Origin of the sequence: Methylobacterium persicinum (assembly GCF_022179525.1) — a bacterium.
Taxonomy (GTDB): Bacteria; Pseudomonadota; Alphaproteobacteria; order Rhizobiales; family Beijerinckiaceae; genus Methylobacterium; species Methylobacterium persicinum.
On record NZ_BPQX01000055.1, the window covers coordinates 37,370 to 62,984 of the forward strand.

Annotated in this window: 26 protein-coding genes and 1 pseudogene; 14 read left to right on the plus strand and 13 right to left on the minus strand. The window is 70.5% G+C overall.

Going from position 1 to position 25,615, the window contains the following annotated elements; translation table 11 throughout:
* Positions 1-20 precede the first annotated feature (20 nt).
* The 4 genes and pseudogenes from MFF22_RS21110 to pufL form a co-directional block, all read right to left on the minus strand.
* Positions 21-475: pseudogene (locus MFF22_RS21110) on the minus strand (hypothetical protein); the annotation flags it as partial.
* Positions 472-1,566: a photosynthetic reaction center cytochrome PufC gene (gene pufC / locus MFF22_RS21115; RefSeq protein WP_238252465.1), complete on the minus strand. Its 1,095-nt coding sequence runs from the start codon at positions 1,564-1,566 to the stop codon at positions 472-474. The pseudogene MFF22_RS21110 and the gene pufC, both read right to left, overlap by 4 nt.
* A complete protein-coding gene (gene pufM / locus MFF22_RS21120; RefSeq protein ID WP_238252466.1) occupies positions 1,563-2,564 on the minus strand; it encodes a photosynthetic reaction center subunit M in 1,002 nt (333 codons plus the stop codon). The genes pufC and pufM overlap by 4 nt, the downstream gene beginning before the upstream one ends.
* 41 nt (positions 2,565-2,605) lie before the next feature.
* Positions 2,606-3,445 (minus strand): photosynthetic reaction center subunit L, encoded by an 840-nt coding sequence (gene pufL / locus MFF22_RS21125; protein WP_238252467.1) that lies wholly within the window; start codon positions 3,443-3,445, stop codon positions 2,606-2,608.
* A gap of 145 nt (positions 3,446-3,590) precedes the next feature.
* Between pufL and MFF22_RS21130 the strand changes: the two genes are divergently transcribed.
* Together MFF22_RS21130 and MFF22_RS21135 are read left to right on the plus strand one after the other, a co-directional pair.
* Complete coding sequence (locus tag MFF22_RS21130; protein WP_238252469.1) at positions 3,591-3,950, plus strand: SH3 domain-containing protein; 360 nt, start codon at positions 3,591-3,593, stop codon at positions 3,948-3,950.
* Positions 3,951-4,059: 109 nt separating this feature from the next.
* Positions 4,060-4,269, plus strand: coding sequence for a hypothetical protein (locus tag MFF22_RS21135; RefSeq protein ID WP_238252471.1), 210 nt, complete (start codon positions 4,060-4,062; stop codon positions 4,267-4,269).
* 16 nt (positions 4,270-4,285) lie between these two features.
* On the opposite strand, the gene MFF22_RS21140 is transcribed toward MFF22_RS21135, so the two are convergent.
* The 4 genes from MFF22_RS21140 to MFF22_RS21155 all read right to left on the minus strand — a co-directional run bounded on the left by MFF22_RS21140 (position 4,286) and on the right by MFF22_RS21155 (position 6,718).
* Entirely contained in the window at positions 4,286-4,744 is a 459-nt protein-coding gene (locus tag MFF22_RS21140) for a cytochrome o ubiquinol oxidase subunit IV (RefSeq protein ID WP_238252480.1), read from the minus strand.
* Positions 4,741-5,367, minus strand: a complete 627-nt coding sequence (locus tag MFF22_RS21145) for a cytochrome c oxidase subunit 3 (protein ID WP_238252483.1) — start codon at positions 5,365-5,367, stop codon at positions 4,741-4,743. Before MFF22_RS21145 ends, MFF22_RS21140 begins: the two co-directional genes overlap by 4 nt.
* Positions 5,364-6,224, minus strand: coding sequence for a cbb3-type cytochrome c oxidase subunit I (locus MFF22_RS21150; RefSeq protein WP_238252485.1), 861 nt, complete (start codon positions 6,222-6,224; stop codon positions 5,364-5,366). The genes MFF22_RS21145 and MFF22_RS21150 overlap by 4 nt, the downstream gene beginning before the upstream one ends.
* Positions 6,225-6,427: 203 nt before the next feature.
* The gene (locus MFF22_RS21155) at positions 6,428-6,718 is read right to left on the minus strand and encodes an aldo/keto reductase (RefSeq protein WP_238252490.1); all 291 of its coding nucleotides are present in this window, start codon (positions 6,716-6,718) and stop codon (positions 6,428-6,430) included.
* 45 nt (positions 6,719-6,763) lie between these two features.
* Between MFF22_RS21155 and MFF22_RS21160 the strand changes: the two genes are divergently transcribed.
* The 3 genes from MFF22_RS21160 (at position 6,764) to MFF22_RS21170 (ending at position 8,550) form a co-directional block, all read left to right on the plus strand.
* Positions 6,764-6,937 (plus strand): hypothetical protein, encoded by a 174-nt coding sequence (locus MFF22_RS21160; RefSeq protein WP_238252492.1) that lies wholly within the window; start codon positions 6,764-6,766, stop codon positions 6,935-6,937.
* A 219-nt stretch (positions 6,938-7,156) separates the two neighbouring features.
* Positions 7,157-7,669, plus strand: coding sequence for a hypothetical protein (locus tag MFF22_RS21165; protein ID WP_238252500.1), 513 nt, complete (start codon positions 7,157-7,159; stop codon positions 7,667-7,669).
* Between the two features lie 47 nt (positions 7,670-7,716).
* The gene (locus MFF22_RS21170; protein ID WP_238252503.1) at positions 7,717-8,550 is read left to right on the plus strand and encodes a 2-keto-4-pentenoate hydratase; all 834 of its coding nucleotides are present in this window, start codon (positions 7,717-7,719) and stop codon (positions 8,548-8,550) included.
* A 37-nt stretch (positions 8,551-8,587) separates the two neighbouring features.
* On the opposite strand, the gene MFF22_RS21175 is transcribed toward MFF22_RS21170, so the two are convergent.
* Positions 8,588-10,054 carry an 8'-apo-carotenoid 13,14-cleaving dioxygenase gene (locus MFF22_RS21175; RefSeq protein ID WP_238252505.1) on the minus strand — a complete coding sequence of 489 codons (1,467 nt, stop codon included), beginning with the start codon at positions 10,052-10,054 and terminating at the stop codon, positions 8,588-8,590.
* A gap of 404 nt (positions 10,055-10,458) precedes the next feature.
* Here MFF22_RS21175 and MFF22_RS21180 point away from each other — a divergent pair, with 404 nt between their 5' ends.
* Positions 10,459-10,668, plus strand: a complete 210-nt coding sequence (locus MFF22_RS21180) for a hypothetical protein (RefSeq protein WP_238252507.1) — start codon at positions 10,459-10,461, stop codon at positions 10,666-10,668.
* Positions 10,669-10,705: 37 nt separating this feature from the next.
* Here the strand turns inward: MFF22_RS21180 and MFF22_RS21185 are convergent, their stop codons facing one another.
* The 4 genes from MFF22_RS21185 to MFF22_RS21200 form a co-directional block, all read right to left on the minus strand.
* Entirely contained in the window at positions 10,706-10,957 is a 252-nt protein-coding gene (locus MFF22_RS21185; protein ID WP_238252509.1) for a DUF6894 family protein, read from the minus strand.
* Positions 10,958-11,048: 91 nt separating this feature from the next.
* Positions 11,049-11,708, minus strand: a complete 660-nt coding sequence (locus MFF22_RS21190) for a Crp/Fnr family transcriptional regulator (protein WP_238252511.1) — start codon at positions 11,706-11,708, stop codon at positions 11,049-11,051.
* A 371-nt stretch (positions 11,709-12,079) separates the two neighbouring features.
* Positions 12,080-13,009: a LysR family transcriptional regulator gene (locus MFF22_RS21195; RefSeq protein WP_238252513.1), complete on the minus strand. Its 930-nt coding sequence runs from the start codon at positions 13,007-13,009 to the stop codon at positions 12,080-12,082.
* A 386-nt stretch (positions 13,010-13,395) separates the two neighbouring features.
* Complete coding sequence (locus MFF22_RS21200; RefSeq protein WP_238252515.1) at positions 13,396-14,034, minus strand: Crp/Fnr family transcriptional regulator; 639 nt, start codon at positions 14,032-14,034, stop codon at positions 13,396-13,398.
* Positions 14,035-14,677: 643 nt separating this feature from the next.
* Between MFF22_RS21200 and MFF22_RS21205 the strand changes: the two genes are divergently transcribed.
* From MFF22_RS21205 to MFF22_RS21240, 8 genes are all read left to right on the plus strand, one after another.
* Positions 14,678-15,343 carry a sugar transferase gene (locus MFF22_RS21205; protein WP_238252517.1) on the plus strand — a complete coding sequence of 222 codons (666 nt, stop codon included), beginning with the start codon at positions 14,678-14,680 and terminating at the stop codon, positions 15,341-15,343.
* Positions 15,343-16,191 (plus strand): glycosyltransferase, encoded by an 849-nt coding sequence (locus MFF22_RS21210; protein WP_238252519.1) that lies wholly within the window; start codon positions 15,343-15,345, stop codon positions 16,189-16,191. Before MFF22_RS21205 ends, MFF22_RS21210 begins: the two co-directional genes overlap by 1 nt.
* Positions 16,192-16,230: 39 nt before the next feature.
* Complete coding sequence (locus tag MFF22_RS21215) at positions 16,231-17,604, plus strand: GumC family protein (protein WP_238252521.1); 1,374 nt, start codon at positions 16,231-16,233, stop codon at positions 17,602-17,604.
* A complete protein-coding gene (locus tag MFF22_RS21220; protein WP_238252523.1) occupies positions 17,601-19,814 on the plus strand; it encodes a family 16 glycosylhydrolase in 2,214 nt (737 codons plus the stop codon). The genes MFF22_RS21215 and MFF22_RS21220 overlap by 4 nt, the downstream gene beginning before the upstream one ends.
* Positions 19,811-21,013: a polysaccharide biosynthesis/export family protein gene (locus MFF22_RS21225; RefSeq protein WP_238252526.1), complete on the plus strand. Its 1,203-nt coding sequence runs from the start codon at positions 19,811-19,813 to the stop codon at positions 21,011-21,013. The genes MFF22_RS21220 and MFF22_RS21225 overlap by 4 nt, the downstream gene beginning before the upstream one ends.
* Positions 21,014-21,016: 3 nt before the next feature.
* Positions 21,017-22,186 (plus strand): polysaccharide deacetylase family protein, encoded by a 1,170-nt coding sequence (locus MFF22_RS21230; RefSeq protein ID WP_238252530.1) that lies wholly within the window; start codon positions 21,017-21,019, stop codon positions 22,184-22,186.
* The gene (locus MFF22_RS21235; RefSeq protein ID WP_238252531.1) at positions 22,177-22,857 is read left to right on the plus strand and encodes a hypothetical protein; all 681 of its coding nucleotides are present in this window, start codon (positions 22,177-22,179) and stop codon (positions 22,855-22,857) included. The genes MFF22_RS21230 and MFF22_RS21235 overlap by 10 nt, the downstream gene beginning before the upstream one ends.
* A gap of 63 nt (positions 22,858-22,920) precedes the next feature.
* Positions 22,921-25,608 carry an AMP-binding protein gene (locus MFF22_RS21240; protein ID WP_238252532.1) on the plus strand — a complete coding sequence of 896 codons (2,688 nt, stop codon included), beginning with the start codon at positions 22,921-22,923 and terminating at the stop codon, positions 25,606-25,608.
* The last annotated feature ends 7 nt before the right edge of the window (positions 25,609-25,615 follow it).

Genomic DNA, 25,615 nt, shown 5'->3' on the forward strand with positions numbered 1-25,615 from the left:
AGGGGCTCCTCGTCGCGCAGCACGTAGGAGGCCGGGCCGACGGGGTCGCGCATCGGGTTGGCGCCGGTCGGCACGAAGGCCGAGCCGGGGAACGGATGGAGATGGCGGACCGGCACCTCCGGGGGGAGATGAAGTTCGGCAGGGTGACGGTCCCGCCCTTCTGGAGGGTGAAGGTCTTGGGCGCGGGCGGCGGCGGGAAGCCGACGAGGGGATGGGCGCGGGGCGGCTGCGCCGGGTCCTCCATCGGATAGCCCTCGCGCTTGTCCTCGGCCCGGAGATACCAGCACAGGGTGCCGAAGAAGAGCGCGAAGGCCCAGAACAGCACCACGACGCCGTCGACGTGCTGCGTCACCGCTCCGAGGTGGAACCCCCAGGCCCCGACCGCCTCGCTGGCGGTCGTGCTGCCGACGATGCCGGTGGCCGGGTCGATCCCGTGGCCGGCGGATCCGGCGATCTGGCTGACGCCCTCGTTCACGGCTGGCCTCCCTGGTCGGTGGCGGAGGCGGCGTGTTCGCGGCCGGGGCCCTTCAGGCCGGGGAAGACCGTGAGCAGCTCCTGCGCGTGGTCGGCGGGCTTCGGCAGCCCGTAATGGCAGGTGGCGCAGAGCACGAAGCCGTTGCCCTCCTGCGGACCGCGCATCCGGGCGGGCAGCACGATCGTGTGGGGGTCGTCCGCCGTCTCCCGGATCTCCGGCATCCGCACGGCCAGGGGCAGCAGCACATTGCGGTTGATGTCCCGGGTCATCTGGATGCCGGAATAGCCGGTCCAGCGGGCGGGCAGGCTCTGGCCCCAATCGTAGAAGGCGCGGGAGTTGTGGCAGTAGGTGCAGTTGACGCCCATGCCGGCCGACATCTGCATCATCACCTCGTAGAGGCGCTTCACTACGACCTGGTCGGCCACCTGCCCGTTGGGCAGCGCCGTGTAGGATTGCGCGAGGCCCGGCGTGTCCTGCAGCAGGTAGAGTTCGTAGCCGGCATTCGGGAAGAACTGGCGCACGCTGTCGCCGGATTCGTTCCAGTTCTCCGGCTTGTCCATGTGGGCGCCCTGGGGGTGAGGCGGGCGCGAGAACCAGATCTCCGCCGGCACCGGCTGGCCCCGGTGGCAGGACCAGCAGGTCACGCCGGCCACGCCGACATGCTCAGTCCAGTCCGCGTTGAGGTGGCGGACCATCTTGATCATGTCCCGGGCGGCGGCCTTGGCCGGCTTCGCGTCAGAGGCGAAATCGCCCCCCGCGTGACAGAAGTCGCAGCCCTGCTGCGGGGCGACCCAATTGGTGATCGCCTGCTGCAACTGCATGAATTGCCCGGCATTCAGATCGGTCAGCACGGTGACGTTCTTGTACGCCTCCGTCGCCGGGCGGGTGTCCTCGACCAGCGGCGGGTTGGCCGGCGGCGGGCCGTTCCGGGTCTGGAACAGCGGGCTTCCCGTCGGGGCATACTGAACGAGGGACGGCCCGTTCGGGCCGGTCTGGGTGCCCTTCGTCGGCAGGTTCCAGGTCGGCACGAACAGGGTGAACAGGCCGGCGCAGACGAGGCCGACCGCCAGGATGGGAGGGCCGATTCTCATCGTCCGAGCACCTTGTCCTGCATGGTCTTGAGCGCCTTCGCCGGCGGCGCGACGGGCAGGTCCGGCGCCGGCCGGTATTGCGGCGCGAGTCCGTTCTTGACGCCCCAGAGGTACCAGTTGTCGACGAGCGTCCCGGTGGCCAGGATGCCGATACCGCCGGTCAGGGTGACGAGGGTGGCGAACCAGTACAGCCAGCGGTGGATCGACTCGTAGTTCGAGTTGAAGCCCATGGTCCACCGCCAGAACAGGGCCGCGCGCTCGGCGGCGGTGCCCCGGTCGGTGATCTGATGGGTCTCGCGCTCGCCGCCGAGCGGCGTCACCGCCAGGATCGTCCCGGCATGCATGGCGAACAGCATCGTCGATCCGTAGAGGAACGAGATCGAGAGCATATGGAACGGGTTGTAGAAGATGTTGCCGTAGCGGACCGAGAACGTCGCGGTCCAGTTCAGGTGCGGGATCACCCCGAACGGCACCGCCTCCGACCACGAGCCCATGGCGATGGGGCGGATGAACCCGAGCACGAGGTAGAGCCAGATCGCACTGGCGAAGCACCACGGGATGTGCGTGCCCATGCCGAGCGCCCGCGCCCGGCGGTACATCTTCACCCACCACAGCAGGATCGCGGCGGTGAGGAAGAACCCCGCCATCAGCCACCAGCCGCCCTCGCGCAGCGCCGGGAACGGGTTGAGGCCATACTTGGCCGGGGGCGGATCGAGGGACAGGAACGGCAGCAGCCGGATGAACCGCACCGGGTTCCAATCCACCGAGGCCAGCATGTTCAGACCGATGATCTCGATGGCGATGAAGCCGCAGAGCAGGGAGGCGACGCCGGTCGGCCCGAGATGGGTCGGCAGCACCTGCATCTCGCCGATGCGCCCCAGCCATTGCGAGTGGAACGGCTTACCGATCCGGCCGGGCGAGCCGATCTGGAGCGGCGGGCCGGCCTCGTCGGGGCCGCGCAGCTCGATATGCGTCCACAGGGTGTGGAACTGCGGCATCCGGGTGATCTCCGTGAGATGTCGTCGAGGCCGGGGGTGGGTCAGATCTTCCCGCCCGTGCTCCAGATCGGCAGGTTCAGGTACCAGTCCCACCAATAGGGCCAGCCCTGGGTCCAGAACGGCCCGGAGATGATGATGCAGACCGCGCTCCACAGCCCCGCATTGAGGGCGAGGAAGTATCCGAGCCGGTGAATGCCGATCTCGCCGATCGAATACGCGATCGTATCGCGGAAGTAGGCGCTCTCGTACTCGTCGTACTTCACCGGCTTGCCCTTGCCGGGATTGGCCGCCGCCAGGATCTCGCCGGCATGGAGGCCGAGCGCGAAGGTCGTGGTGAAGAAGCACGTCACCGCGATCATGTGCGCGGGATTGTAGTGGAAGTGCAGGTGCTGGTAGCCGACGTTCGACACCCAATCGAGGTGGCTCATGATGCCGTAGGGGAAGCCGTAGCCCCAGGCTCCGAGCAGGATCGGCCGCACCACGTTGAGCGAGGCGTAGGCGAGGATGGCGAAGGAGAACGCCACCGGCACGTGGTAGCCCATGCCGAGCTTGCGGCAGATCTCCACCTGCCGCAGCGCCCAGGAGACGAAGGCGCCGAGCGCGCAGACCGTGATGATCTGCCAGAGGCCGCCGTGCTTCAGCGGCGCGAAGGCCAGACCGTTGGCGACGGGCGGCGGATCGATGCTGATCTGGAACAGCGCCCAGGTCGGGCCGATCGCGGCGCCGTAGATGATCAGCAACGTGCCGAGCAGGGCGAAGAACGCCGCCGTGACGCCGAAGAAGCCGACGTAGAACGGCCCGACCCAGAAATCGAACAGGCTCCCGCCCACCAGCGTCCCGCCGGCGATCCGGTACTTCCGCTCGAACGAGAGCATCGCCATGCCTGCGGCCCCTGGCACCCCATCTGTCAACCTGAAATGACACTGAAACTGTCATCCCGGTGTGACATTTATCAAGTCGAACGCGGTGCGGACGGGCTACCGAAAAGCGCGCCAACGGGATCGGCGCCAGCGGGGAAATGGGTCGATGGGACGGATCTGGCCGATGGCCCTGATGGCCGGCTTGCTCTGCGGCGGGGCGTCGCCCGCATCCGCCGCCACGGAGGCAGCCCGCTGGGACACATATTTCTACGCGGCCCCCCACAACAGCGCCCCCGTGCTCGATGAGGTCGAGCGGGAGACCCCCCTCGACGTCCAGTCGTGCCAAGAGGGCTGGTGCCGGGTCGTGTATGGCGAGACGGAAGGCTTCGTGCGGGAGGAGATCGTGCACGGGCCGTCGAACGACGTCCTGCCGGACGGCCACCGGCCGGAGGGGGCCTGTTTCAAGGCGGTGCAGCCGGGCGGTGGGGCGTGGCAGGACGAGCGGTTCTGCCTCCCGAAGCGATAGAGCGTTTGAGGTCCCGCGGCCCTGGATTGCTCCGCTCCGCTCGCAAGGACGGAAAGCACGCGATCCAAGGATTTCCGAAGCCGCTCAAGCGGGACGCTCTTGCGGCGCGTTGGTCGTCTCGAGCCACTGGGTGGTGCGCTGGTTCGGCTGGCTCAACCTCGCCGGGGTGATCACGACGCTGATCGTGAAGGGCTACGCCTTCACGTCGGTCTGGTGCCTCTACGCCGCGGCGGCCAGCGTGATCCTCTACTCACAGTTCCGCGCCCGGCGCATCGCCATTCCGCAGGCGGACCCTGCCGGCGCGTCTGAGGCGGCGTGAGCGGCGACCTGGACGGCTACAGCATCCGCATGCGCAGGTTGAAGAGCACGACCAGGGTGCCGCCCACCATCAGGCAGATGATGAGCGTCGAGAACAGGAGCAACTGAAGGTCGTCGCGGTGCGAGCGCCGCAGGTCGATGTGCAGGAAGCAGCTGAAGTGCACGACGGCCTGGACGAGGGCCAGGGCGAAGACGATGCCGAGCGCCCTCGCCCCCGCGGCCCACCCCCACGTCACCACCGCGAAGGCGACGCCCGTGAGCGCGAGCGCCAGGACATAGCCGACGCCGTAGGTGACGAGGTCGCGGCGCTTCGCGGCGGCCCTTTCGGACCGGGTCTCCCCGCGGCCTTCGAGGGGCGCCCGCGGGCCGCTCGTTACGGCGCGAGTCGCCCCGAGGAGCGCCGCGGCGCCGACAGCTTTCAGCAGCACCAAACCCCTGGAGGGGGCTTGCTCGCGGGACGGGGCTCGCCCGCTCATCCGAGTATTCCCTGCAGGTAGACGACCGAGAAGATCGCGATCCAGACGATGTCGAGGAAGTGCCAGAACAGGCCGAGCCTCAAGAGATCGAGCCTGACCCGCGCATCGACCCCGTGGACGGCGATCTGGATGAGCATCACGACGATCCAGATGCAGCCGGCCGCGACGTGAAGCCCGTGGGTCGGCACCAGGGCGAAGAAGGCCGAAAGGAAGCCGCTGCGGTCCGGCGCGGCGCCGTCGCCGACCATCGTCGCGAAGTCGTGGAACTCGAACCCGAGGAAGGCGAGGCCGAGGACGAGCGTCACGCCGAGCCAGAGCACGAGGGAAGCGCCGGTCCGGTCGTATTTCAGGGCGATCCCGGACAGCCCGAAGGTCAGGCTGCTGGTCAGCAGGATGACCGTCTCGGTGAAGGCGGGGCCGAGCTTGAACTCCGCACCCGGCCCCGGGGCGCCGACGGTGGCGGCGATCTGCGTGCCGTAGATCGCGAAGAGCAGCGCGAACAGCACCGCGTCGCTCATCAGGAAGATCCAGAACCCGTAGATTCCGAGTTCGGCCTCCTCCGGAGAGCGCTGCTCCGAGCCGGTGAGGTTCAGCCCGATATGGGCGGATTTCCGTCCGTTCACGCCGCCACCTCCGCCGGAAAGGGCTCCGCCAAGCCGAGGTTGGCGGGGCTCTCCTCCAGCCGGCGCGGGATCGGCCGCGTTCGCGCCGCCAGGGCGAGCCAGCTTGCCTCCCTGGCCTTCACCTCGGCGGCCGGGATCGTCCGGTGGGTGTCGCGCACGAAGCTGCGGGCGATCACCGCGAGCCAGGCCGCGGCAAAGCCCAGGAGGCTCATCCAGCCGATGTGCCAGACGAGGCCGAAGGCGCAGACCGCGCCGGCGCCGCCGACGATGGGGCCGACCCAGCTGTTCTTCGGCACCACGATGTCAGTGTAGGTCGCGGCGGGCTTGTAGGCCTCGCCCCGCGCCTTGAACCAGTAGAAGGCGTCGAGCCGATCCACGGTCGGGATGGTGGCGAAGTTGTACTCGGGGGGCGGGGCCGGGATCGACCATTCGAGGCCGCGGGCGTCCCAGGGGTCGCCCACCGGCACACGGTTCTGCTCACGGTCGCGGACGCTCACGAAGAGCTGGACGAACAGCGTCACCAGAGCGGCGAGGAGGATGAACGCGCCGACCACCGCCACGGTGAGCCAGGGCTGGAAATCCGCATCGAGGATCGATTGCGTCCGGCGCGCCATGTCGCCGAGCCCGAGCACGTAGAGCGGCATGAAGGCGAGATAGAACCCGACCACCCAGCAGCCGAACGAGACCTTGCCCCAGCCCTCGGACAGCCGGAACCCGAACGCCTTGGGAAACCAGTACTGATATCCCGCGATCATCCCGGAGAGGAGACCGGGGATCAGCACGTTGTGGAAGTGGGCGACCAGGAACACCGAATTGTGGACCACGAGGTCGAGGGGCGGAAGGCGCGACGTCGCCACGACGAACAGCCGGCCTGTTTCAGGGTGGAATGCTCGGTTCGAGGCAACCTTCGGCGTCGGCGCGAAGCTGGGCCGCGTCCCGCGGGGCGCGACTGGTCCAGAGACCCTCAAAGCCCCTATTCGGCCCCGCGGCATACAACTTAAATCAAGTCGAGGCCGGGTGTTCCACGATCACAGCCATGGGACATCAGGGCGTGGAGCAGTCACGACGCCCGATGGCACGGTGGCATCTCGCCCGTCCGCAGCAGGTCCGCCCGCGCGGCGCTCGATTGGGCGAGCATCCAGCCAGGGTATTCGAGGGTGAGGGCACCCGCCTCCCCGAGGAGGGCCAGCTCCGATGGGCTGAGGGTGATGGCGAGGCTCGCCAGATTGGCGTCGAGCTGATCCACGCCCTGGGCGCCGACGATGAGGCTGGTGACCGCCCGCTGCTGTCTCGACCACGCGAGGGCGATGGCCTCGTGCGTGGTGCCGTGCGCCGCCGCGACCCCGTCCATCGCCGCGAGCACCGCGGTACCGCGCCTCTCGGCCCGTCGCTCTGCATGCTCGGCACCACAGTGGCGCTCGCCGTCCTGATGCGATGGCCCGCCGTGCTGACCCTTCCGCAGGCCGCCGGGTTGGGGATGCTCGTCGGAGTCGGGTTGCGCGCCTCGACGGCCGTGAACATGGGGATCAACCCCAACATCCCGCGTCCCCTGTGCGCTACGGTTTCCTGAGCGCGGGCTACTTCCTCGCGTCGAGCATCCTCATCTTCATCATTCGCTTCGTCGTGGGTTGATCGGCCGGGGCCCACGGGACGGACGCGGTTTCCCCACGTCCGGACGGCGTTCGTCGTCCGCCATGCGGCGCAGGACACGCTGAGCCTTCCGAGGCCGCACTACTCCTGAGGGTTGCATCGGGCTAGACGGCCGTGCCTTTCCCAGCGTGGGTCCGAGATGCGCCGATTACTCCTGATCAGCCTCGTTGCCGCGATCGCGGCGGTCGGTCTGCTGACGTACCGGTTGATGCCCCATGGCGGGCGAGCCCCGGAGACGGCTCAGGCGCCCGCGGTCGCGGCCAATCCGGTGAGGTCGATCCCGACCCGGCCGCGCGAGGCGACGACTCCCGCTCCGGCGACGCCCGACGGGGCGGCCGACGTCGCTCGCACGCTCAGCGAACTCAGGCCGCGGGACGCGGCCGAGGGCAGCGGCGCCCCGACGATCTCCCCCGCCCAGGTCGACGCCCTGCGGGCCCAGGCGGAACGCCGGCACGTCCGTCCGGTCACGCGCATGTCGTTCCCCCTGGAGCCCGGGACGACGGTCCCGCCGCAGGTCTACCTGCACCCGACGCCGCCCGAACTCGCCGACCTCGCCATTGCCGGCGATCCCCTGGGATTCATCCAGATCGGTGACAAGTTCGTCCTCGTGGGGACGGTCTCGCGGCGCATCGTGGCCGTTGCCGGGAGTTGACGTGCACCGGGTGCGGTCCGGGATGCAAGGCGTGACAGGAGGATCGGATGAGCATCACCCAGCCGCGGGAGGCCGATCCGTCCGGGTGGGCCGCGACGATCCTGTCGGCCTCCGACCGGCGGACGTCCATCCCACCCCTGACCGAGGCGGACGCCACGTTCGGCCTCGCCGACGCCTACCGGATTGCCGCGGAGATCCGGCGTCTGCGGGAAGCCCGTGGCGAGCGGGTGGTCGGCCGCAAGATCGGCTTCACCAACACCACGATCTGGGCGGAGTACAACGTGGCCGCGCCGATCTGCGGCGATGTGTACGACACGACCCTTCACCGGCTGGCGGACGGGGCCAGCCCGGTGCGGCCGTCGTCCTTCGTCGAGCCGCGCATCGAACCGGAGATCGTGTTTCGCCTGGCGCGCGAGCCCGCTCCGGGGATGGACGAGCGGGAGTTGCTCACCTGCGTCGAGTGGGTCGCCCTCGGGTTCGAGATCGTCCAATCGCTGTTCCCCGGCTGGCGCTTCCGGGCACCCGACACGGTCGCCGCCTTCGGTCTCCACGGCGCGCTCTGCCTCGGCGAGCCGGCCGTCATCACCCCCGCCTCGGCGGATGGGTGGTATGATTCGCTCCGCGACTTTCGGATCGCCCTGCGGCGCGACGGAAGGGTGATCGAGACCGGGCGCGCCCAAAACGTCCTGCAAGGCGGCCCCCTGGCTGCGCTCGGGCATGCGGTCGAGGTGCTCCACGGGAACCCGGACACCCCGGCGCTGGCGGCGGGCGAGGTCGTGACGACCGGCACCCTGACGAACGCCTTTCCCATCACGGCCGGGGAGCAATGGAGCACGGCGGTCGCCGGCCTGCCCCTGTCCGACATCCGGATGTCGTTCTGATCGGCGGCAGGCAGGGCGGCCCGACGCCGCCCTGCCCTCACGGGTGCGGATCGTGGCGACGCTCATGCGCGGGATCGCGGGCAGGAAACCAGTTGCCGTGAAAGCCCGGCGGGATCCGGTGCCCGAGGTGGATTTCGGCGACGGGCGGCGCCTCGAACGACCGGGCGTCGAGGATGGCGAGAGCCGTCGTGTTGCTGGCGGTGTCGATGACGAGCCCGACGAGCCAGCCCTCGTCCTCGCCGGCCCCGGCATGGGCCGGCACGAAGACGAACTCCCCCGGGATGCGGTCGGCACCGAAATCGTGCACGCGCCGGGCGCCCGTCTCCAGGTCGTGCTTGTAGAGCTGCGTCGCGCCGGCCAGCTGCGTGTTGCCGTCGGCGGGAACGCTGACCGTGTAGACGTACCGGTGCCGCTGCCCGAAGAGCCGCTCGTCGATGCGCGGGAACTCCTGCGCCGCGGGGTCGAGCACAACCCGCTCGACCCGCCTGGTCGCCGGATCGATCCTCCAGCGTTCGAGCCGACCCGGCTCGTCGAGGCCACCCCCGGCCGTGGCGAACACCGTTCCGTAGGCGACGACGTCGAGGACCACCTGCCCGTCCGTGTCGTCGTAGGCGTTGGCGGCGTGGAACACGAAGCAGGGGTCGACGTCGCACCATGCGATATCGGCGCCGTCGCCCTGCCGGGGGAGGAGGCCCACGCGGGCCCTGTGGGCCGGGTTCCAGCGGAACGGGAAGCGGTGGCCGGAGACCAGCGCACGCAGGGAGAACGTCACGGGCAGGTCGAGGACGATGGCGAAGCGCGCCGTGATGGCGCAGTCGTGGATGCAGGGGCCATGCTCGACCGCCACCGGCACGTCCCGGACGACCCGGCCCGCCGGCGACACGACGACATGGCGGACGCTGTCCCAGACGCGGCCATCGTAGGCGACCGCGTGGGTCTCGCCGGTCAGCGGGTCCAGGTGCGGGTGCCCGGTGAAGGAGCCAGCCAGCGTCCCGTCGAACGGGTTGAAGTGCTGCGCCTCCAGGGTCCGGGAGAGTTCGACGGGGAAGCTCCCCGCCTCCACGACGGCGAAGATCCGACCGCCGATTTCGACGACGTTGGTGTTGACGGTGTCGTTGCCGCCCCGGCGCGGTCCGCCCGCGGGGGGCCGGCCCAGCGCGGCGGCCGCCGTCCGCGACCCGATCCAGCGGTTGCGATACCACTGCGCCTTGCCCTCCCCGATGGCGAGACCGTGCACCATGCCGTCGCCGAGGAACCAGTCGTGCCCCCGCGTCACCGGCCGGGCGGGGTTGGCCCCCATCTTGAGGTAGAGGCCTTCGAGCCTGGGCGGGATCGACCCGGTCACGGGCAGGTTGCGCAGGGTCAGTTCCTCCCGCATCGGTTCGTGAACGCCGACCACGAAGGGGTTCGGCGTGTCGGGCAGGCGTAGCCTGTTGCAGGCCGCCACCACGGCGATGCCGCCTTCGAGGGCGGCCCGGACGGCCGCCTGGACTGGATTTGGCATCGGCGGTGCTCCCCGATCGAGATGACAGGCAGGGACCTAGTGCAGTGACGCACTCACGTCGTTCATGCGCCTGAGCACCAGCTCTTTGTCTTGGCATCAATTGTCCCAGACCCGGCAGACGCCTCCGTCTGGATCGATGCACTAGAGCCGAACCCGAGCGAGTTGGTTCAGCAAGCCTTCGCCAGATCTTCCCCTCATCCTGACGTGAGAGGCTGGGGGCCGCCTCACCATGATCGGTCTCTGCGCTAGTCGCGGTGGAAACGCGCGGTTCCCGTCGGGCGAACCGCGGCCCCGATGACGCGGTGCCGTCCCCGGCGGGGATGACGCCGGTGATGCGCCGGAACCGGGATGGGTCAGGGAAATTGGCTTACCGTACCGGCGCCCACGCCGGCCGGGAGGATGACATGTCGAGCGATACCGAGACGCACCGCGCCCTGCTCAGCGCCCTCAAGGAGGCCCAGGGCAAAGGCGACGGGTCCTTCGAGCAGGCCGTGACGAACGCCTTCGAACATGTTTTCGAACACCTGGGACGCTTGAACGATCACGTCGCCCTCGCCGGCCCCGACGGGGGCGAACCCCACCTGAAGCCCGGCGAATCGCCGACCCTGCGCTGAAGCGCCGACGCGCGGTCGATCGGGAACGCTGCGGACGTCAGGCCCCCCCGGGCGGGACATGCCATTGTCCGGCGAATTCGAGGGTGGCCGAGTACAGCAGCGTTCCCACCCCGTCACAGACTTGGACGGAAAAGGTGAAATGGTCCCCGTTGGGGAGCTTGTCGCGCGCCATGTCCGGGAGCGAACTCATCGCGATGGCGCGGGCCGCCTGAACATCCGGCAGATCCATGCCTTCCCCATCCTGGAGGCGTGTCTCGCCGTCATCGGTATTGAAGAAATAGCGTGGCATAGGATTTCCTGCTCAGCACGGGGTCAAGCAGCAAGTCTCCCAGCCAGGTAATCTGGAATTCACCTGATGCAGCACGACTAGTCATATCACATTAGTAGTCGTTCATCGCCTTTTCTGTCGAAATTCGATCAATGACAGGAATTCGATGAAGATAGTTCGGATTGAAGCTACAAAACGCGATCAACCGCGCTTCGTCGAGGATCCGCAGGCGGCGCCGCGACAGCACGATCAGCCCCCTCGACCGCAGGTCTCGCAACACGCGGTTCACGTGGATGGGGGTCAGGCCGAGCATGTCGGCGAGGTCGGATTGGGTGAACGGGAGCGCGTACTCGTTGCTCGCCGCCAAGCCGACCGCCCTCAGGCGCAGCAGCAACTCGCAGAACAGATGGGCCATCCGCTCCGGCGCCAGCCGCCGTGCGATGCCGATGAGCCATTCCCGCGTGACGGCGCCGTCCACGAGCATCGACCAGCACACGGCATGGGCGATGCGCGGGTGATCCTCGATCAGCCGCCACATCGTCTGGCGCGGGATCTCCACCACGGTGCAGTCGGTCATGGTCGCGATGGAATGATCCATCTCGTCGAGGATCGAGGCGCGCGGATCGCAGAAATCGCCTGGCACCATCAGTCCCGAGATGCAGCGCCGCCCCCGCGGGAGGATCTTGTAACAACATGCGAAGCCGGAGAGGACGAGATAGACCGTCTCCGTCCGGTCCCCTTCGCGGATGAGATCCTGACGCGCAGGGACCAAGCGGTCATGCGAACTCAGGCGGCGCAATGTCTCGTGATCAGTTTCGTTGAGACCACCCGCGGCGTCGAGTTTGCGTATGAAGACATTGACCATGATTCATGTTGCACTCTTCGACGGTCGTTTCGCCCCGATCCAGGCGGCGTATCGCGATTATACCGATTCGAATATATGACAACTTTTCCGACAAGCCGATCATGATATGTATAATAACTCATATGTTGAATTCAACAAGGTCTCACAGCAGATTCGCCGAGAAGACCAAGATCCATCGCTGACACACTAATATATGTTTCGCATTGATCTGCCCTGGCCGCCGGGCCCGAACCCAGATCATTCTCGCGCGTTGATTTCCCCAAGCGGACGCGTGTGCGTCACACGCCGACGGCGTGAGTCTCCGGCATCTCCGCATCGGCGGGTTGCAGCCTGACGGCCAGGGCGTGGACGCTCTCGGTGATGTGGGTCAGCACCGCCCGGATGCGCGGGGTGTGGCGGTTGTCCTTGTGCACCAGGAGCAGGATGTCGGCGCAGGGCGGGTCCGTCGGCATCGGCAGCCTGATCAGCCTGGGCTCCCGGTCCGCCCGGAATCGCGCAAGGCAGGCCAACCCCCCGCCGGTGGCCGCCGCCACGACGGCGGCCTCGTGGCTGCTGGTCTGCAGGGCCACCGTGGCGCGGGACGCGATCTCGGTGAGCCACGCGGATTGCGTCATCTCCTGCGTGTCGTCGAGTTGCGTAATGAGGCGGTGACCGGCAAACCCGTCCGCGAGGTCCGGTTCCCCCTGGTCCCGCAGGTAGCCCGGCGTCGCGTAGATGCCGAAGGCGATGCTCCCGATGCGCCGTACGACGAGGTCGTGCTGCTCGGGCTGCCGCATGCGCAGGGAGATGTCGGCCTCCCGCATCGCCAGGCTCAGCTCCCGGGAGTTGGGGATGAGTTCGATCTTGATGTCGGGATACTGCCCGTGAAGGCGGGCCAGCCCCGGTGCCAGGACGTGGGCGGCCAGCGTCTCGGAGCAGGTGACACGGACGAGGCCGCGCAGGCGGGTGTCGCGCCCGGTCACCTCGCGTTCGAGGGCGATGAGTTCCGCCTCGACATGCTCGGCCCTTTCGCGGACCTCCAGGCCGGCGAGGGTCGGCACGTAGCCGTCCGGAGTGCGGTTGAGCAGGCGGACGGACAGCGTCGCCTCTAGGGAGCTCAGGCGCCGTCCGACGGTCGATTGCGAGACATGGAGGACCTTGCCGGCGGCGGACAACGTGCCGTGCCGGGCGAGTGCCAGAAAGAATCTCAGATCGTCCCAGTCGAGCATTCGCCCCACACCAGTCGTTCTTGCAGTCCTCCCCCTCGCCCTCGAGAGCCGACTTCCCCACGAACATTACAATGCACAATGGCCGGAATGACCATGAGAGAAATCTACTGAGAATTTGAGGGATTGACGCCCGCCCGTGATGGCGCGGGCAGGCCCGGGCAGGACCATCCGCCAGACCGGACAGCGGCCTTGCGCCGGCCTCGGCCGTCACCGTCGGGGTGTGGAGAGGGGGGGGCCGGCCAGGGCACGATCCGACGCGGCCGAGGCCCCGAGCGGCGATGGAGGACGAGCCGGGCAGCCCCGCAGAGCGCCCGGTCTGGGCCGGGGACGCGGTCGCTTGGTCTGGATGGCGGCGACCGGGGGAGGCCGCCGCGCCGATCGCCCCGTCAGTGGATCCCGGCGAAATCGGCCGTTGTCTTCAGGCGCGGACCGTCGATCACGTCGATCCTGCCACGGCCCATCCGGACGAGGCGTTCATCCGACAGCTTCCTCAGGATGCGCCCCACGTGGACGGGCGTCAGGCCGACGGCGTCGGCGATGATGGTGTGGTTGAATTCGAGCCTGAACGGGAGGTTGGCGCCGGAGCAGAATTCCTCGCGCCGTTCCTGGAGGCAGCAGAGCAGCTGCGTCACCCGCTTCCTGGCCGTTCGCCCCCCCACGATCCGGATATGGTCGCGCAGGACTCGCTCGCGCCGCGCCTGCGCCCAGAACAGGGCCCCGTAGATCCGGGGACGCGATGCGAGGACCCCGGCGAGGTCGTCCGCGGCGAGGGTCACGCAGTGGACGGGCGTGATGGCCGACACCGAATGGTCCATGGCTTGACCGAGGACGCCGGACAGGCCGTGGACGTCGCCCGCGACGAGCAGGTCGGTGATCTGACGGGTGCCGTTCGGGAATTCGGTCTGGACCGCGGCCAGCCCCGCGGCGACGATGAGGATGCGCCTCGTCCGGAGCCCCCCATCGAGGACCATCTGCCCCGGCCGGAACGACGCCTCCCGGTACGGCAGCGCCCGCAGAAACTCCATGTCCTCTTCATCGAGGAGACCGCTGCGCCGCAGCGCGGCAGCGAGAGGGTTGACCCGCACGCCAAGACGAATTTCACGCCCAGGTCTAGAGGCAATACCAAGACTAGGCTTCATCTTACGCCCTCCTGCTTGAAGTCGCTCCCTTTGAATCACAGCCTGGGGAAGTCGATCCGACTACGATCAAATGACTTTGGCTGTGCAGACTTGATACTGACGACAAATCCAATGCACCGCGGCTGATTGGCCCGATTGCGAACGCTCGTCAGTCATTCATGAATCACATTTGATATCAAAACACACGATTCGACAGTTACATGTCTGATTTCCACAAATTCACTATCAATTGCTAGTGCAAAAATGAAAAGTCGGCATCCAATTTTGAAAAACAGCGCCAAGCTTGGCCATTGAAATGCGCGAAAACAGTCTTATTCATCGTGAGACGGCCAATGGTATGAATTGGAATTCGCCGAATGCTCCGCCATTTGGACGTAAGCCAGAATTGGCGGAATTTTTGCGGCGCTTTGTACAATTGTTGTGATGCCATCGTTTTCGTTGCGCTAACCATATCGCAGTCGCTGCAACGCCCCATGACAGTGCCCCGCTCGGTTCCAGCTCAAGGAACGCGTGCCTGGAGGAACGTGACATGCTGCAAGTCTCGTTGCGTCAACAAGAGGGACCCTCCAAGCACATCGCCCAAGCCGCCGTCGCTGGCACCTCCGGGGGCGCGGCGCGCACCATCAGGAGGTTCCTGGATGTGAGCGTCGCCCTGACGGCGCTCATCCTGCTCGCGCCGCTGATGACGATGCTGGCGATCCTCGTGGCGCTCGATGGGGGACCGGTCCTGTTCCGCCATCCACGGATCGGGAAGGGGGGGCGCCCCTTCGGTTGCCTGAAGTTCCGCACGATGATCGACGACGCGGAGGCCGCGTTCTCCGAATATCTGTCCTACCATCCCCCGGCCGGGCCCGAATGGGACTCAGAGCGGACGGTGTCGTTCGACCCCCGGGTCACGGCGATCGGCCGATGGCTGCGCGCGACCAGCCTCGATGAGTTGCCCCAACTCTTCAACGTCCTGCGCGGGGAGATGAGCCTCGTCGGCCCCCGGGCGGGGAGCGCCGCGGAGGCCCCGCTCCCCGGGGAACCGGCGTCCGCCTGCCCGAGCGTTCTCCCGGGGCTGACGGGGCCCTGGCAGGTCGGCGACCGCGGCCAGCCCGACGAACGCTCCCTGCGGGAGTGGGGGTTCCTGAGGGACATCGCCCTCCTGGCCCGCGCCACCATCGTGGTCGTCCGGCGGAAGGGGGTCTCGTGATGGTCCCGGACCCGTACCCGGACAGGCCGACGGCGCCCGACGTCTGCGTGCTGATCTCGACCTATGCCGGGGAGACGGCGTCCCGCCTCGGGGCTTCCCTGGCCAGCCTGCGGGAACAGACCCTCCGGCCCGGGCGCGTCGTCCTGGTGGTCGATGGCCCGGTCGATCCCGAGCAGGAGGCGACCATCGCCGCCTTCGCCGCCGCGGGCGCGCCGCCCCTGGATCTCGTCCGGATCCCCCGGAACGTCGGGCTCGCGGGCGCCCTGAATGCCGGGCTCGAGCGCTGCCGCGGGGCATGGATCATGCGCATGGACAGCGACGACCTGTGCATGCCGGACCGCCTGGAGATCCAGATGGCCTATGCGTGGCGCCACCCCGGGATCGACGTGGTCACGGCCTGGAGCGAGGAGTTCTTCGAGGACGGCACCGCTCCACAGATCAAGGTTTCGCCCACCCGCCATGCCGCGGTCGCCCGGGCGATGCGCTGGCGCAACGTCCTCGTGCACCCCACCGTCCTCGTCCGCACGGAGGTCCTCCGCCGGGTCGGCGGCTACCGGTCGCGCTACGGGCTGCTGGAGGATTACGACCTGTTCGTGCGGCTGATCCAGGCCGGGGCGCAGTTCCACGTCATCCCGCGGGTGCTCGTCCGGGTCCGGTCGAGCCTCGCGCAGAAGGAGCGCCGGGGCGGCCTCGCTTACTGCTTCGGGGAGATGCGCTTCCGGTTCGCCTGCTACCGCAGCGGCTTCCTCGGCCTGCGGAATCTCTTCGGCGTGACGCCCCTGTACCTCGTGTTCCGGCTGGTCTCCGGGCCCCTGAAGAGGAGGTTCTACAGCCTCGCCCGCGCCTGAGGCATCGCCGCTCCCCGCTCCCTTTCCCGAGGCAGAACGATGAATCAGCCATGGCCCGGCCCCGGGCAAGCCCAAGCCGTCGCACGGATCGGCCTCGAGGCCCCGTGGGAGCCGGTCGTCGCCCCGCCGGGGACGGCGGCCCGGCGCCGCTGGGCTTGGTTCAGGGCAATCCTGGCCTTCACCGTGACGCTCGTCGCCTGCGCCGCCGCCTATCCGTATCTCCCCCGGCGCTACGAGGCCGCGGCGTCCATCCTCCTGCGGCCGACCGATCTCGACGGACAGGCCGACCGCACCCTGCGCCAGCCGCTGGACGAGAACGCGCTGCAATCGGAGGTCGACTTCGCCTCGGCCCCGGGGATCGCCGACACGGTGATCCGCGCCCACAAGCTCGACCAGGATCCCGAATTCGCCGGGCTGGACAAGTACAGGCCCCTCCTGCCGGACTGGGCCGCGGCGTACCTTCCGCCGCCCCATCCGAGGACGGCGGCGGACCTGCGCCGGGCCCTGGCGGATCATCTCCAGGTCACCCGGGACCGCAAGTCCTACACGGTCCGCCTCGGCTTCTGGTCGGAGGATCCCGTCAAGGCTGCGGCCATGAGCGGGACGCTGCTCACCGCCTATCTCGACGCCCAGCGCGCCGGCAAACGCGAGGCGCTCGCCGGACTGAGGGACTGGCTTCAGGAGCGCCTGCACCTTCTCACCGGGAACTACGAGACCGCCCGCCGGGCCCTCGATGCGCACCTCGCCGCGTCGGGCCTGCTCGACACGGGGGCGCAGGTGGAACTCGACCAGCGCCTGCAGATCCTGGCCGTCGAGGCCGCCCAGGCGAGGGGGCATCTGGTCGAGGCCACGGCCCGCTCGCGGGGTCTGCTCGCCATGAAGGAGGCCAACGTCCTCGACCAAGCGCCGGAGATCCTCGCCTCGCCGGCGATCCTGAAGCTCAAGGACGGCCTCGTGGCGGCCATGTCGCGGACGGCGGTGTGGTCCAACGAGACCGCCGCCATCGAGCGCCAGATCGCGATCGAATCCGAGCGCATCGTCGCGGCGGCGGCGGCGGAGGCCAAGTCCTGGGAACAGCGCGAGACGATGCTGGGCACGCAGGTGGCCGAGACGCGGCGCCTGATCGAGACGCGCCGCGCCGCGGAACGGGTGGCGGCCGAACTCCAGCGCGCAGCCGATTCCGAGCGGGCGGCGATGGACGATGGCTCGGCCAAGCTCAAGGCCATGGCCCTGCGGACGAAGGCGGTGGAGGCGGACGCCACGGTGATCGGCGAGCCGGAGGTCGCCACCCGGGCCTCCTTCCCCAAGCCGGTCCCCACGGCGCTGGCCGCCCTGGCCATGGCGGTCCTGGCCGCCATCGCGGCCGCATGGCGGCAGGCGATGGCGTTCGCCGGACGGATCGCCCGGGCATGATCGTGGCCATCCCCCCTGCCCTGCCCGGCCCCCTTGCGCCCACCCTCCCGGACCCCTCCGGCTCCTCCGAGCCCCGGGCCGTCCGGTTCTTGGCGGCGCCCGCTTGGCTCGGGCACCGGGCCGCCTACACGATCGGGTCGCCCATCCTCTCCCTCCTCGGGGCCGGAACGATGGTGGCGGCGCCGTGGCTCCTGGCGCCGACGGCCTTCGGCGTGTTCGCCCTGCTGAGCAGCCTGCTGCAGTTCGCCGGCAAGACCGACCTCGGCCTGTCGCAGCTCGCCGACCGGGAACTCTGCGGCGGGGCGGCGGGCCCGGACCGGGCGCAGGACATCATCCGGGCCCGGTGGGCGGTGGGCGCCGCCGGGTTCGCCCTCATCGCCCCGGCGATCATGCTGTGCGCCTGGGCCACGGGACGCATCCCTCCCCTCGACGCGGGCCTCGCCCTGTTCGCCGGCTTCGCCGGGATGGTGGCGGGGGGGCCGGTGACGATCGACCGGGCGCTGGGGCGGATCCGCTCGTTCACCGCGGCGGCCCTTCTCCTCCAGGCGGGCATGACGGCGCCGCGGTTCCTCGGCCTCCTCGTCGGCGGGGTGACCGGCAGCTTCGCCGTGCTGGCGGCGTGGTTCGGCCTCGCGGCACTTCTGCTGGCGCCTCCGGGCCGCGGGCGGCCGGATGCCGCTCCGCTCCTGTCGATCCTGCGCGCCGCGCTGCCGCTGTTCGCCTTCAGCTGGATCTGGTTCGTCTACCTCCTCGCCAACCGATGGTTGTCGTCGCTCCTGTCGGAACCCGTCGAGTTCGGCCTCTTCGCCTTCGGGGCGAATCTGGGTTTCACGGCCATCGGCATCCTGATGACGGTGGCGCAGGTCCGCTATCCGGCCGTCCTGGCCGGCGCGCGCCAGGGCCCCTGCCCCCGCCGGGCCGCGGCCCTGGCGCGGGAGGTCGTCCTGGTCGCCTTAGGGCTCGGGGGGGCCGTGGCCTGTGCCATTCCCCTGATCGCGTCCATCGTCGAGAGGGTGTTCCCCCACTACCGCGGCGGCGAGCTCGCGGCGGCCGTGCTGGCGATCTCCTGCATTCCGGTCGGCATGGCGGCCTGGATCATGCCGGTGGTCGTGGCGCTGGCGCGGTCGCCGATGCCGGAGGCGGTCCGCACCCTCGGGGGCGCCTTCGCCGTCCTCGGGTTCGGGATGGTGCTGGGACAGGCATGGTCCGGCATCGCCGGACAGGCCTGGGGCTGCGTCGCCGGCAGCCTCGCCCTGTTGGCGGGGACCCTCGCCGCCCTCACGCGGCTCGGCCTCCTCGGCCGTCGCGGCGCGGCGGGCGTGCTGGCCGTCGCGGCGGTCGAGTGCCTGCTGCTGGCCGGCCTCGTCGCCCTGGCCGGTCCCCGTTCGTCCGTACCCACCGCCGCCGGCACGGTCCCCCCCGAGGGATGGCGCCTCGCCTTCGAGGACAGGTTCGAGACCCTGAACCTGTGGCAGGGCGGGGGCGGCACGTGGCAGCCATCCTATCCCTCCGGGGGGCGCACCAACGCCACCAACCGGGAGCTGCAGTACTACGCCGATCCCCGGCAGGGCCGCGATCCCCCCGAACTCGGCCGGCCCGGCCCGTTCCGCGTCGGCGCCGACGGGCTCGCCATCGTGGCCCGCCCCCTCCCCCCCGGGGCCCGGCCGCCCTTCCCGGGGGCGGCCTACACCTCCGGGATGCTCACGAGCGCGCGCTCGTTCTCGTTCCAGTACGGCTACGCCGAGATCGAGGCGCAGGTCCCCCGCGGCAAGGGCCTCTGGCCGGCCTTCTGGCTCCTTCCGACGGGCGGCGGCTGGCCCCCCGAGATCGACGTGATGGAGGTGCTGGGCGACGACACCGACGGGTTCTGGGCCACCCTGCACGGCCGGGGCGGCGGGGGCCACCGGGTGACCCAGGGCCGCGTCGCCGCCGAGGACCTGTCGCGCGGCTTCCACGCCTACGGTGTCCGCTGGGGCGCCGACCGGATCGTCTGGTACCTCGACGGGCGTCCGGTCTTCTCGGCGCCGACGCCTGCGGACTTTCACGTCCCGATGTACCTGCTCGTGAACCTCGCCGTCGGCGGTGGATGGCCCGGTGCGCCGGACCGCGACACGCCGTTCCCGGCGGAGTTCCGGATCCGCCGGATCAGCGTCCACCTGCCCCCCGGGACGGACCCCCGGGGATCGGCCGCGGCGGAGGTGGCGCGATGATCCGGGCGCTGCCCTTCCTCCTCGCGGCCGTGGCCCTGTGCGCCGCAGGACCGGCCCGGGCGACCTACCGGCTCGGCCCCGGCGACGTGGTCGAGGTGTCGGTCCTCGGGGTGCAGGATTACCGCCGCCGGGTGACCGTGGACGTGGACGGCGCGGTGGCGCTGCCCCTCGTGGGGGAGATCCCCGCCGAGGGTCTCGCCGTGGGCGATCTGCGCCGACGCATCACCGAGGGGCTCGTCGCCGGCCGCGCCCTCAAGAATCCGGACGTGACGGTCGAACTCGTCGAATATCGCCCGTTCTACGTCTCGGGCGATGTGGCGCGGCCGGGTGCGATCCCGTACCGGCCCGGCCTCACCGCCCGCGTCGCCGTCGCCCTGGCCGGGGGCTACGACGCCCTGCGCTTCCGCTCGGAGAACCCCCTGCTCCTGGCCCCCGAGATCCGGGGCCAGTACGAGGCGGCCTGGGTCGAGCTGCTCCGCCGGCAGGCGAGGTTCCTGACCCTCACGGCCGAGGCCGACGGCAAGGATACCGCCGACCTCTCCTCCCTCTCCGCGGCCCCGCTGCAGCCCGGGACCGTGGCGGCCCTGGCGGCGAGCGAGGCCCGGGACCTGAAGGCGCGGGTCGCGGATTTCGCCCGCCAGAAGCTGTTCCAGGAGCGTGCCCTCGACCGGCTCAAGGCCAACGTGGCGGATCTGGAGACCAGCGCGCAGCAGCAGGAGGTCATCGTCGGCCGCCAGCGCGAGGCGGTGGAACGGTCCTCCCTCAGCTTTGCCAAGGGCGTGTCGCCGGTGATGCGGGCCGAGGAGGAGAACCGGGCCCTGGCGGCCCTCAGTTCGCAGTTTCAGGAGACGACTGCCCGGCTGGTGGCCGCGCGCAAGGAGCGCGACGAGGCGGCGCGGGGGGTGGAGCGCCTCGTGGAGGAGCGCCGCCAGCGCCTCCTCCGCGAGGGCCAGGACGCCCTCGTGGACGTCGAGCGCCTTCGCAGCCAGGTGAAGGCCTCGGGCGAGCGCCTGCTCTACGCCGGCGCGGTCAAGGCCCAGGTCCAGCGCGGCGGGCGCGGCCCGGACCTCGTGGTCCACCGCCGGGTCGAGGGGGCGATGCAGGCGATCGCCGTGGCCGAGGACGGCGAGCTGCTGCCCGGGGACGTCCTCGACGTCGCGATCCGCCCCGACCTGTCCGTCTTCGCGCCGGGGCAATGAGCCATGGCATCCCTCGACCCGCCCCCCGAGCCTGCCCCCCCCTCCTGGAACCATCGCTTCTATGCGGCGGGGTTCCAGGCCATCGTCGGGCTGGCCGCGCACCGGTGGCTCGCGCCCCTGGCCAGGGGCCGGGGAATCGTCCTGGCGTTCCACCACGTCAGGCCCTGGCGCAAGGAGGCCTTCACCCCGAACCGCTTCCTGGAGATCACGCCCGCCTTCCTGGAAGAGATCCTCGACGCCCTCGACGGGGAGGGGTTCGAGGTCGTGCCCCTGAGCGACGTCCCCGGTCGGCTGGCGGCCCCACGGACCGGCCGGCCCTTCGCCGCCCTCACCTTCGACGACGGGTACCGCGACGTGATCGAGCATGCCTGGCCGATCCTCGCCCGCCGGGGGGTGCCGTGGGCGATGTTCGTCACCGGGGATTTCGCCGACGGGCGGGGGCGGCTCTGGTGGCGCGAACTGGAACTGGCGGTGGCGCGCCTCGACGGCATCGCGCCCGAGGCGAGCGGGCTGGAGACGTGGCTCGACACCTGCGGCCCCGCCGCCAAGGCCCGGGCCTACCGGGTCCTGTACGGGGCGATGATGCGCGGCACCGAAGACGCGCTGCTGGACCGGACCCGGCGCCTTGCGGAAGCCGCCGGCGTCGACGTGGCCGGGATCGTTCCGACCCTTTGCGCAGACTGGGACGAGTTGCGCCGCCTCGCCGCCGACCCTTCGGTTACGTTCGGCTCGCACACGCTCAGCCATGCCATCCTCGCCAAGCGCGGGACGGCGGAGGCGCGGACCGAGATCGCCGAGAGCCGCAAGGCGATCGCCGACCGTCTGGGCCGCCCGGTCGACCACATCGCCTATCCCCTCGGCGGCCCCAGGGAGGCCGGCCCGCGGGAATTCTCGATGGCGCGGGACTCCGGCTACGCCATCGGGCTCACGACCCGGCCCGGCCATGTCGGCGCGCGCCACCGGTCCGCCCCGACCGCCCTCCCGCGGGTGTCGATGAACGGCCACCACCAGACCGGGGCGGCCCTGCTCTCGCTGCTGTCCGGGGTGCCGTTCGTCGCCCACGACATAGCCCGCGCGGCCCGCCGGGCGGCCGCGCCGCGCGCAGGGGACACCGGCACGCATCGCGAGACATCGACAGGCATCGGCGCCGAGGCAGAAACGCCATGGACTTGATCTTCGATCACCCGGCCGGCAGCGCTCCGGAGCCCTTCCCCCCACCGCCGCGGGACGAGACCCCGTCGGGCGGGGCCACCGTCCTGGGGATGCTCGACGCCATCGGCGAGATCTACCCCCACCGGGTCGTCCTCGATGACGGACGGCGCCGGCTCAGCCCTTTCCTGCTCGGTCTGATGGTCAGGCGGCTCGCCCGCGCCATCCTCGACCTCGCCCCCGCCGGTCCGGTGGCCGTCGGCCTGCGCGAGGGAGGGATGGGGATCGTGGCGACCCTCGCCGCCCTCGCGGCGGGGCGCGATTGCGTGATCGTCGATCCCGGCCGGCTACCGGAGGCGGCACAGGGCTGCGCTTGCCTCGTCCGCGTTCCCCGGGACGGGGGGGCGGTGCCCCCGGGATGCGTCCCCCTCGACGTCTTCCTCAGTTGCGGACTCTCCTATGCCCTCGCCGGCCCGGACCTGCCCAACGCGGCCGCGTCCTCGGCCCTCATCCGGTTCGGAGATCCGTCGGGGCCGGGCTTGCCCCTGACGCGCCTCGTCGCCGACGGGAGCGCGTGCCTGGCGGCGCATCCCCCGGAAGCCGGGGCGCTGTGGTGTCCCGACTGCCTCGGCGCCCTGATGGGCACCCTCCTGTCAGGCCGGGCGGTGCGCATCGGGACGGCCGCGGACGGGTGAGCCCTCCGGGCGGCACCGGCGGCGACCCGGTGAGGACGGAGAGACGACAGTCAGGAGGCGACAATGGACACCACGGTGATCGCGACACGGACCCGGGGCGCGGCCTGGAACGGCTGGACCATCCCGCGCATCCGCGCCCTTGACGAGAACGGCCCGGAGAACCGGCCCTTCGAGCGGCTCCCCGCCGGCTTCACGGAATGCCCCGTCCACACCCACCTCGTCGCGGCGACCGCGCAGGGGCCGGACCGGATCGCGGTGGAGGACGGCCGGCAGAGCTTCCGCCGCGGCGACTTCCTCGCGGCGGTCGAGCGGCTCGCCAGGGCCATCGCCGGGCTCACCCCGCCCGGCGCCCCCATCGGCCTGCTGCTCCCCAAGGGCGTCCTGCAGCCCCTCGCGATGGCGTCGTGCCTCGCGGCCGGCCGGCCGTTCGTCTTCCTCGACGACGACAGCCCGCCCACGCGCATCGCGCAGATCCTGTCCGCCGGGCGGATTCCCGCCGTGGTCGTCCAGGGCTTCGGCGGCCCGCGCCCCGCCGGCATCCCGGACGGGGTGAGGCTTCTCGACGTGGCGCTGGCCACCGCGGAAGCCGATTGCCATCCCTGCCCCGACCATCCCCTGCCGACCGTCGATGTCGATGACCCTGCCGCGATCCTCTACACCTCGGGCAGCACCGGCGAGCCGAAGGGCATCGTCAACAGCCAGCGGGCGCTGCTGCAGCGGGTCCTGCAGCAGGCCGAGGCGATCCATGCCGGGCCGGAGGACGCCTTCCTGCCCCTCAGCGCTCCGGGCACCATCGCCGGCACGCGGGAATGCCTCACCGCCCTGCTGACCGGCGCGAGGCTGTGCCTGTTCGATCCGGTGAAGGTCGGCCTCCCGGGCCTGCGCCGGCAGATCCGGTCCCGCCGGGTCACGACCCTGTATGCGGTGCCGGCCCTGTTCCGCCTCCTGTTCGAGGGGGCCGATCCCAACGACCTCGCCACCCTACGGGTGATTCGCCTCGGCGGCGACCGCGTCCTGTGGAGCGACTTCGACCTGATGCGGTCCAAGGCCCCGGGCTGCCTGATGCAGGTCGGCTACTCGTCCACGGAGACGACCGGGGCCCAGTGGTTCGTCCCGCCCGATGCCCCGCGGACGGGTCCCTGCATCCCCATCGGGTACATCCTGCCGGGGGTGGCCTACCGGATCGTCGATGCGGACGGGGCCCCGGTCGGAGCCGGGGAGACGGGGGAATTGCACGTCGCCGGGCGCCACGTCGCTCTGGGGCTGTGGCGGGACGGGCGGTGCGAGCCCTGGACGGCGACCCCGGACGGCCTCGGCAGGATCCTCGCCACCGGGGATCTCGTGCGGGACGGGGCGGAAGGGCTCGTCGAGCATGTCGGCCGGGTGGACCGGCAGGTGAAGGTGAACGGCCGCAGGGTCGAGCCGGCCGAGCTGGAAGGCGTGTTGCGCACCCTGCCCGGCATCCTCGACGCCGCGGTGGCGGCCCCCGCGACCCAGGGCAACGCGATCCTCGTGGCCTTCATCGCCACGCGGCGGCCGGACCCCGACCTCGCCGCCCTGGCCCGGGCCCATATCCGCCGGGTCCTGCCCCCCGCCCTCCATCCGGTGCGGATCCACGTCCTCCGGGAGATCCCCCGGCTGCCAAGTTTCAAGCTCGATCTCCAGGGCCTGCTCGCGATCGATCAGGCGACGACCGGCCCCCTCGGCGGGGAGCGGAACGGTGAGACCACCCGGCCGGACGTCAACCCCGCCGAAGCCGTCGGGACGGCCTGGCGGGGCATCCTCGGCAAGCGCGCGGCGGCCTCGGCGGTCTCCTGGGCCGAGGCCGGCGGGGATTCCCTCGGGCTGATGCGGCTCCACGCCCTCCTGGAGGAGCGCCTGGGCCGGCGCATCCCGCCCTCCGCCCTGCGGGCCGACATGCGGGCGAGGGACATGGCCGCTTTCCTGGCTACGATGACGCCGGTCCCCACCGAGGCCGCCGACCCGCGGCCGGAGGTGTTCATTTTGCCCGGCGTGCTCGGCGAATGCCCGGGGCTCGCCTCGTTCATGCGCGAGGCGGCCGGCGACGTCCGGTTCTCGTGCCTGCGCTATCCGGACTGGCGGGCGACGCCCGACCCGAAGCGCTGCATCGCCCGCCTCGTCGAGGAGGCGACGGCGCAGGTCGAGGCGGCCTGCCCCCAGGGGCGGGTCCGGCTCGCGGGCTATTCCCTCGGTGGTCCCGTCGCCGCCGAGGTGGCGTCCCGGCTGGCGGAGCGGGGGCGGGAGATCGCGTTCCTCGGCATCCTCGACGCCTGCATCGTGCCGGTGCCGCCCTCCGCCCGCCGGAGCCTCGCGCAGAAGGTACGGCGCTATGCCGACGGCCTCGACAGCCCCATCCGGATGCTGGCGCGCCCGTGGCTCCGGCGGCTCGCGAACCGGATCGGGTTCGAGGGCATGGGCGGCATCCCGGGCCGACTTCCGGGCCGGCTGCGGTTCGAGGTCGACACCGAAATCGCGGACCTCGTGCGCAGCCGGGCCTACACCGCCTGGGTCGCCGCCCCGGCGAAGCCCCGGCTCGACTGCCGGGTGACTGTGTTCCGCTCCGAGGAGGCGCGCCCGGGAGTGCCGAGGGACCTCGGCTGGTCGGCGGTCTCCGACCGGATCGACGTCATCGATGTCGGCGGCTCGCACCTCGCCATGCTGCAGGAGCCGTTCCGGCAGACGACCGCGCGCCTGTTCACCACCAAGATCGAGCAATCCCTTGCGGTCTGAAGGGGAG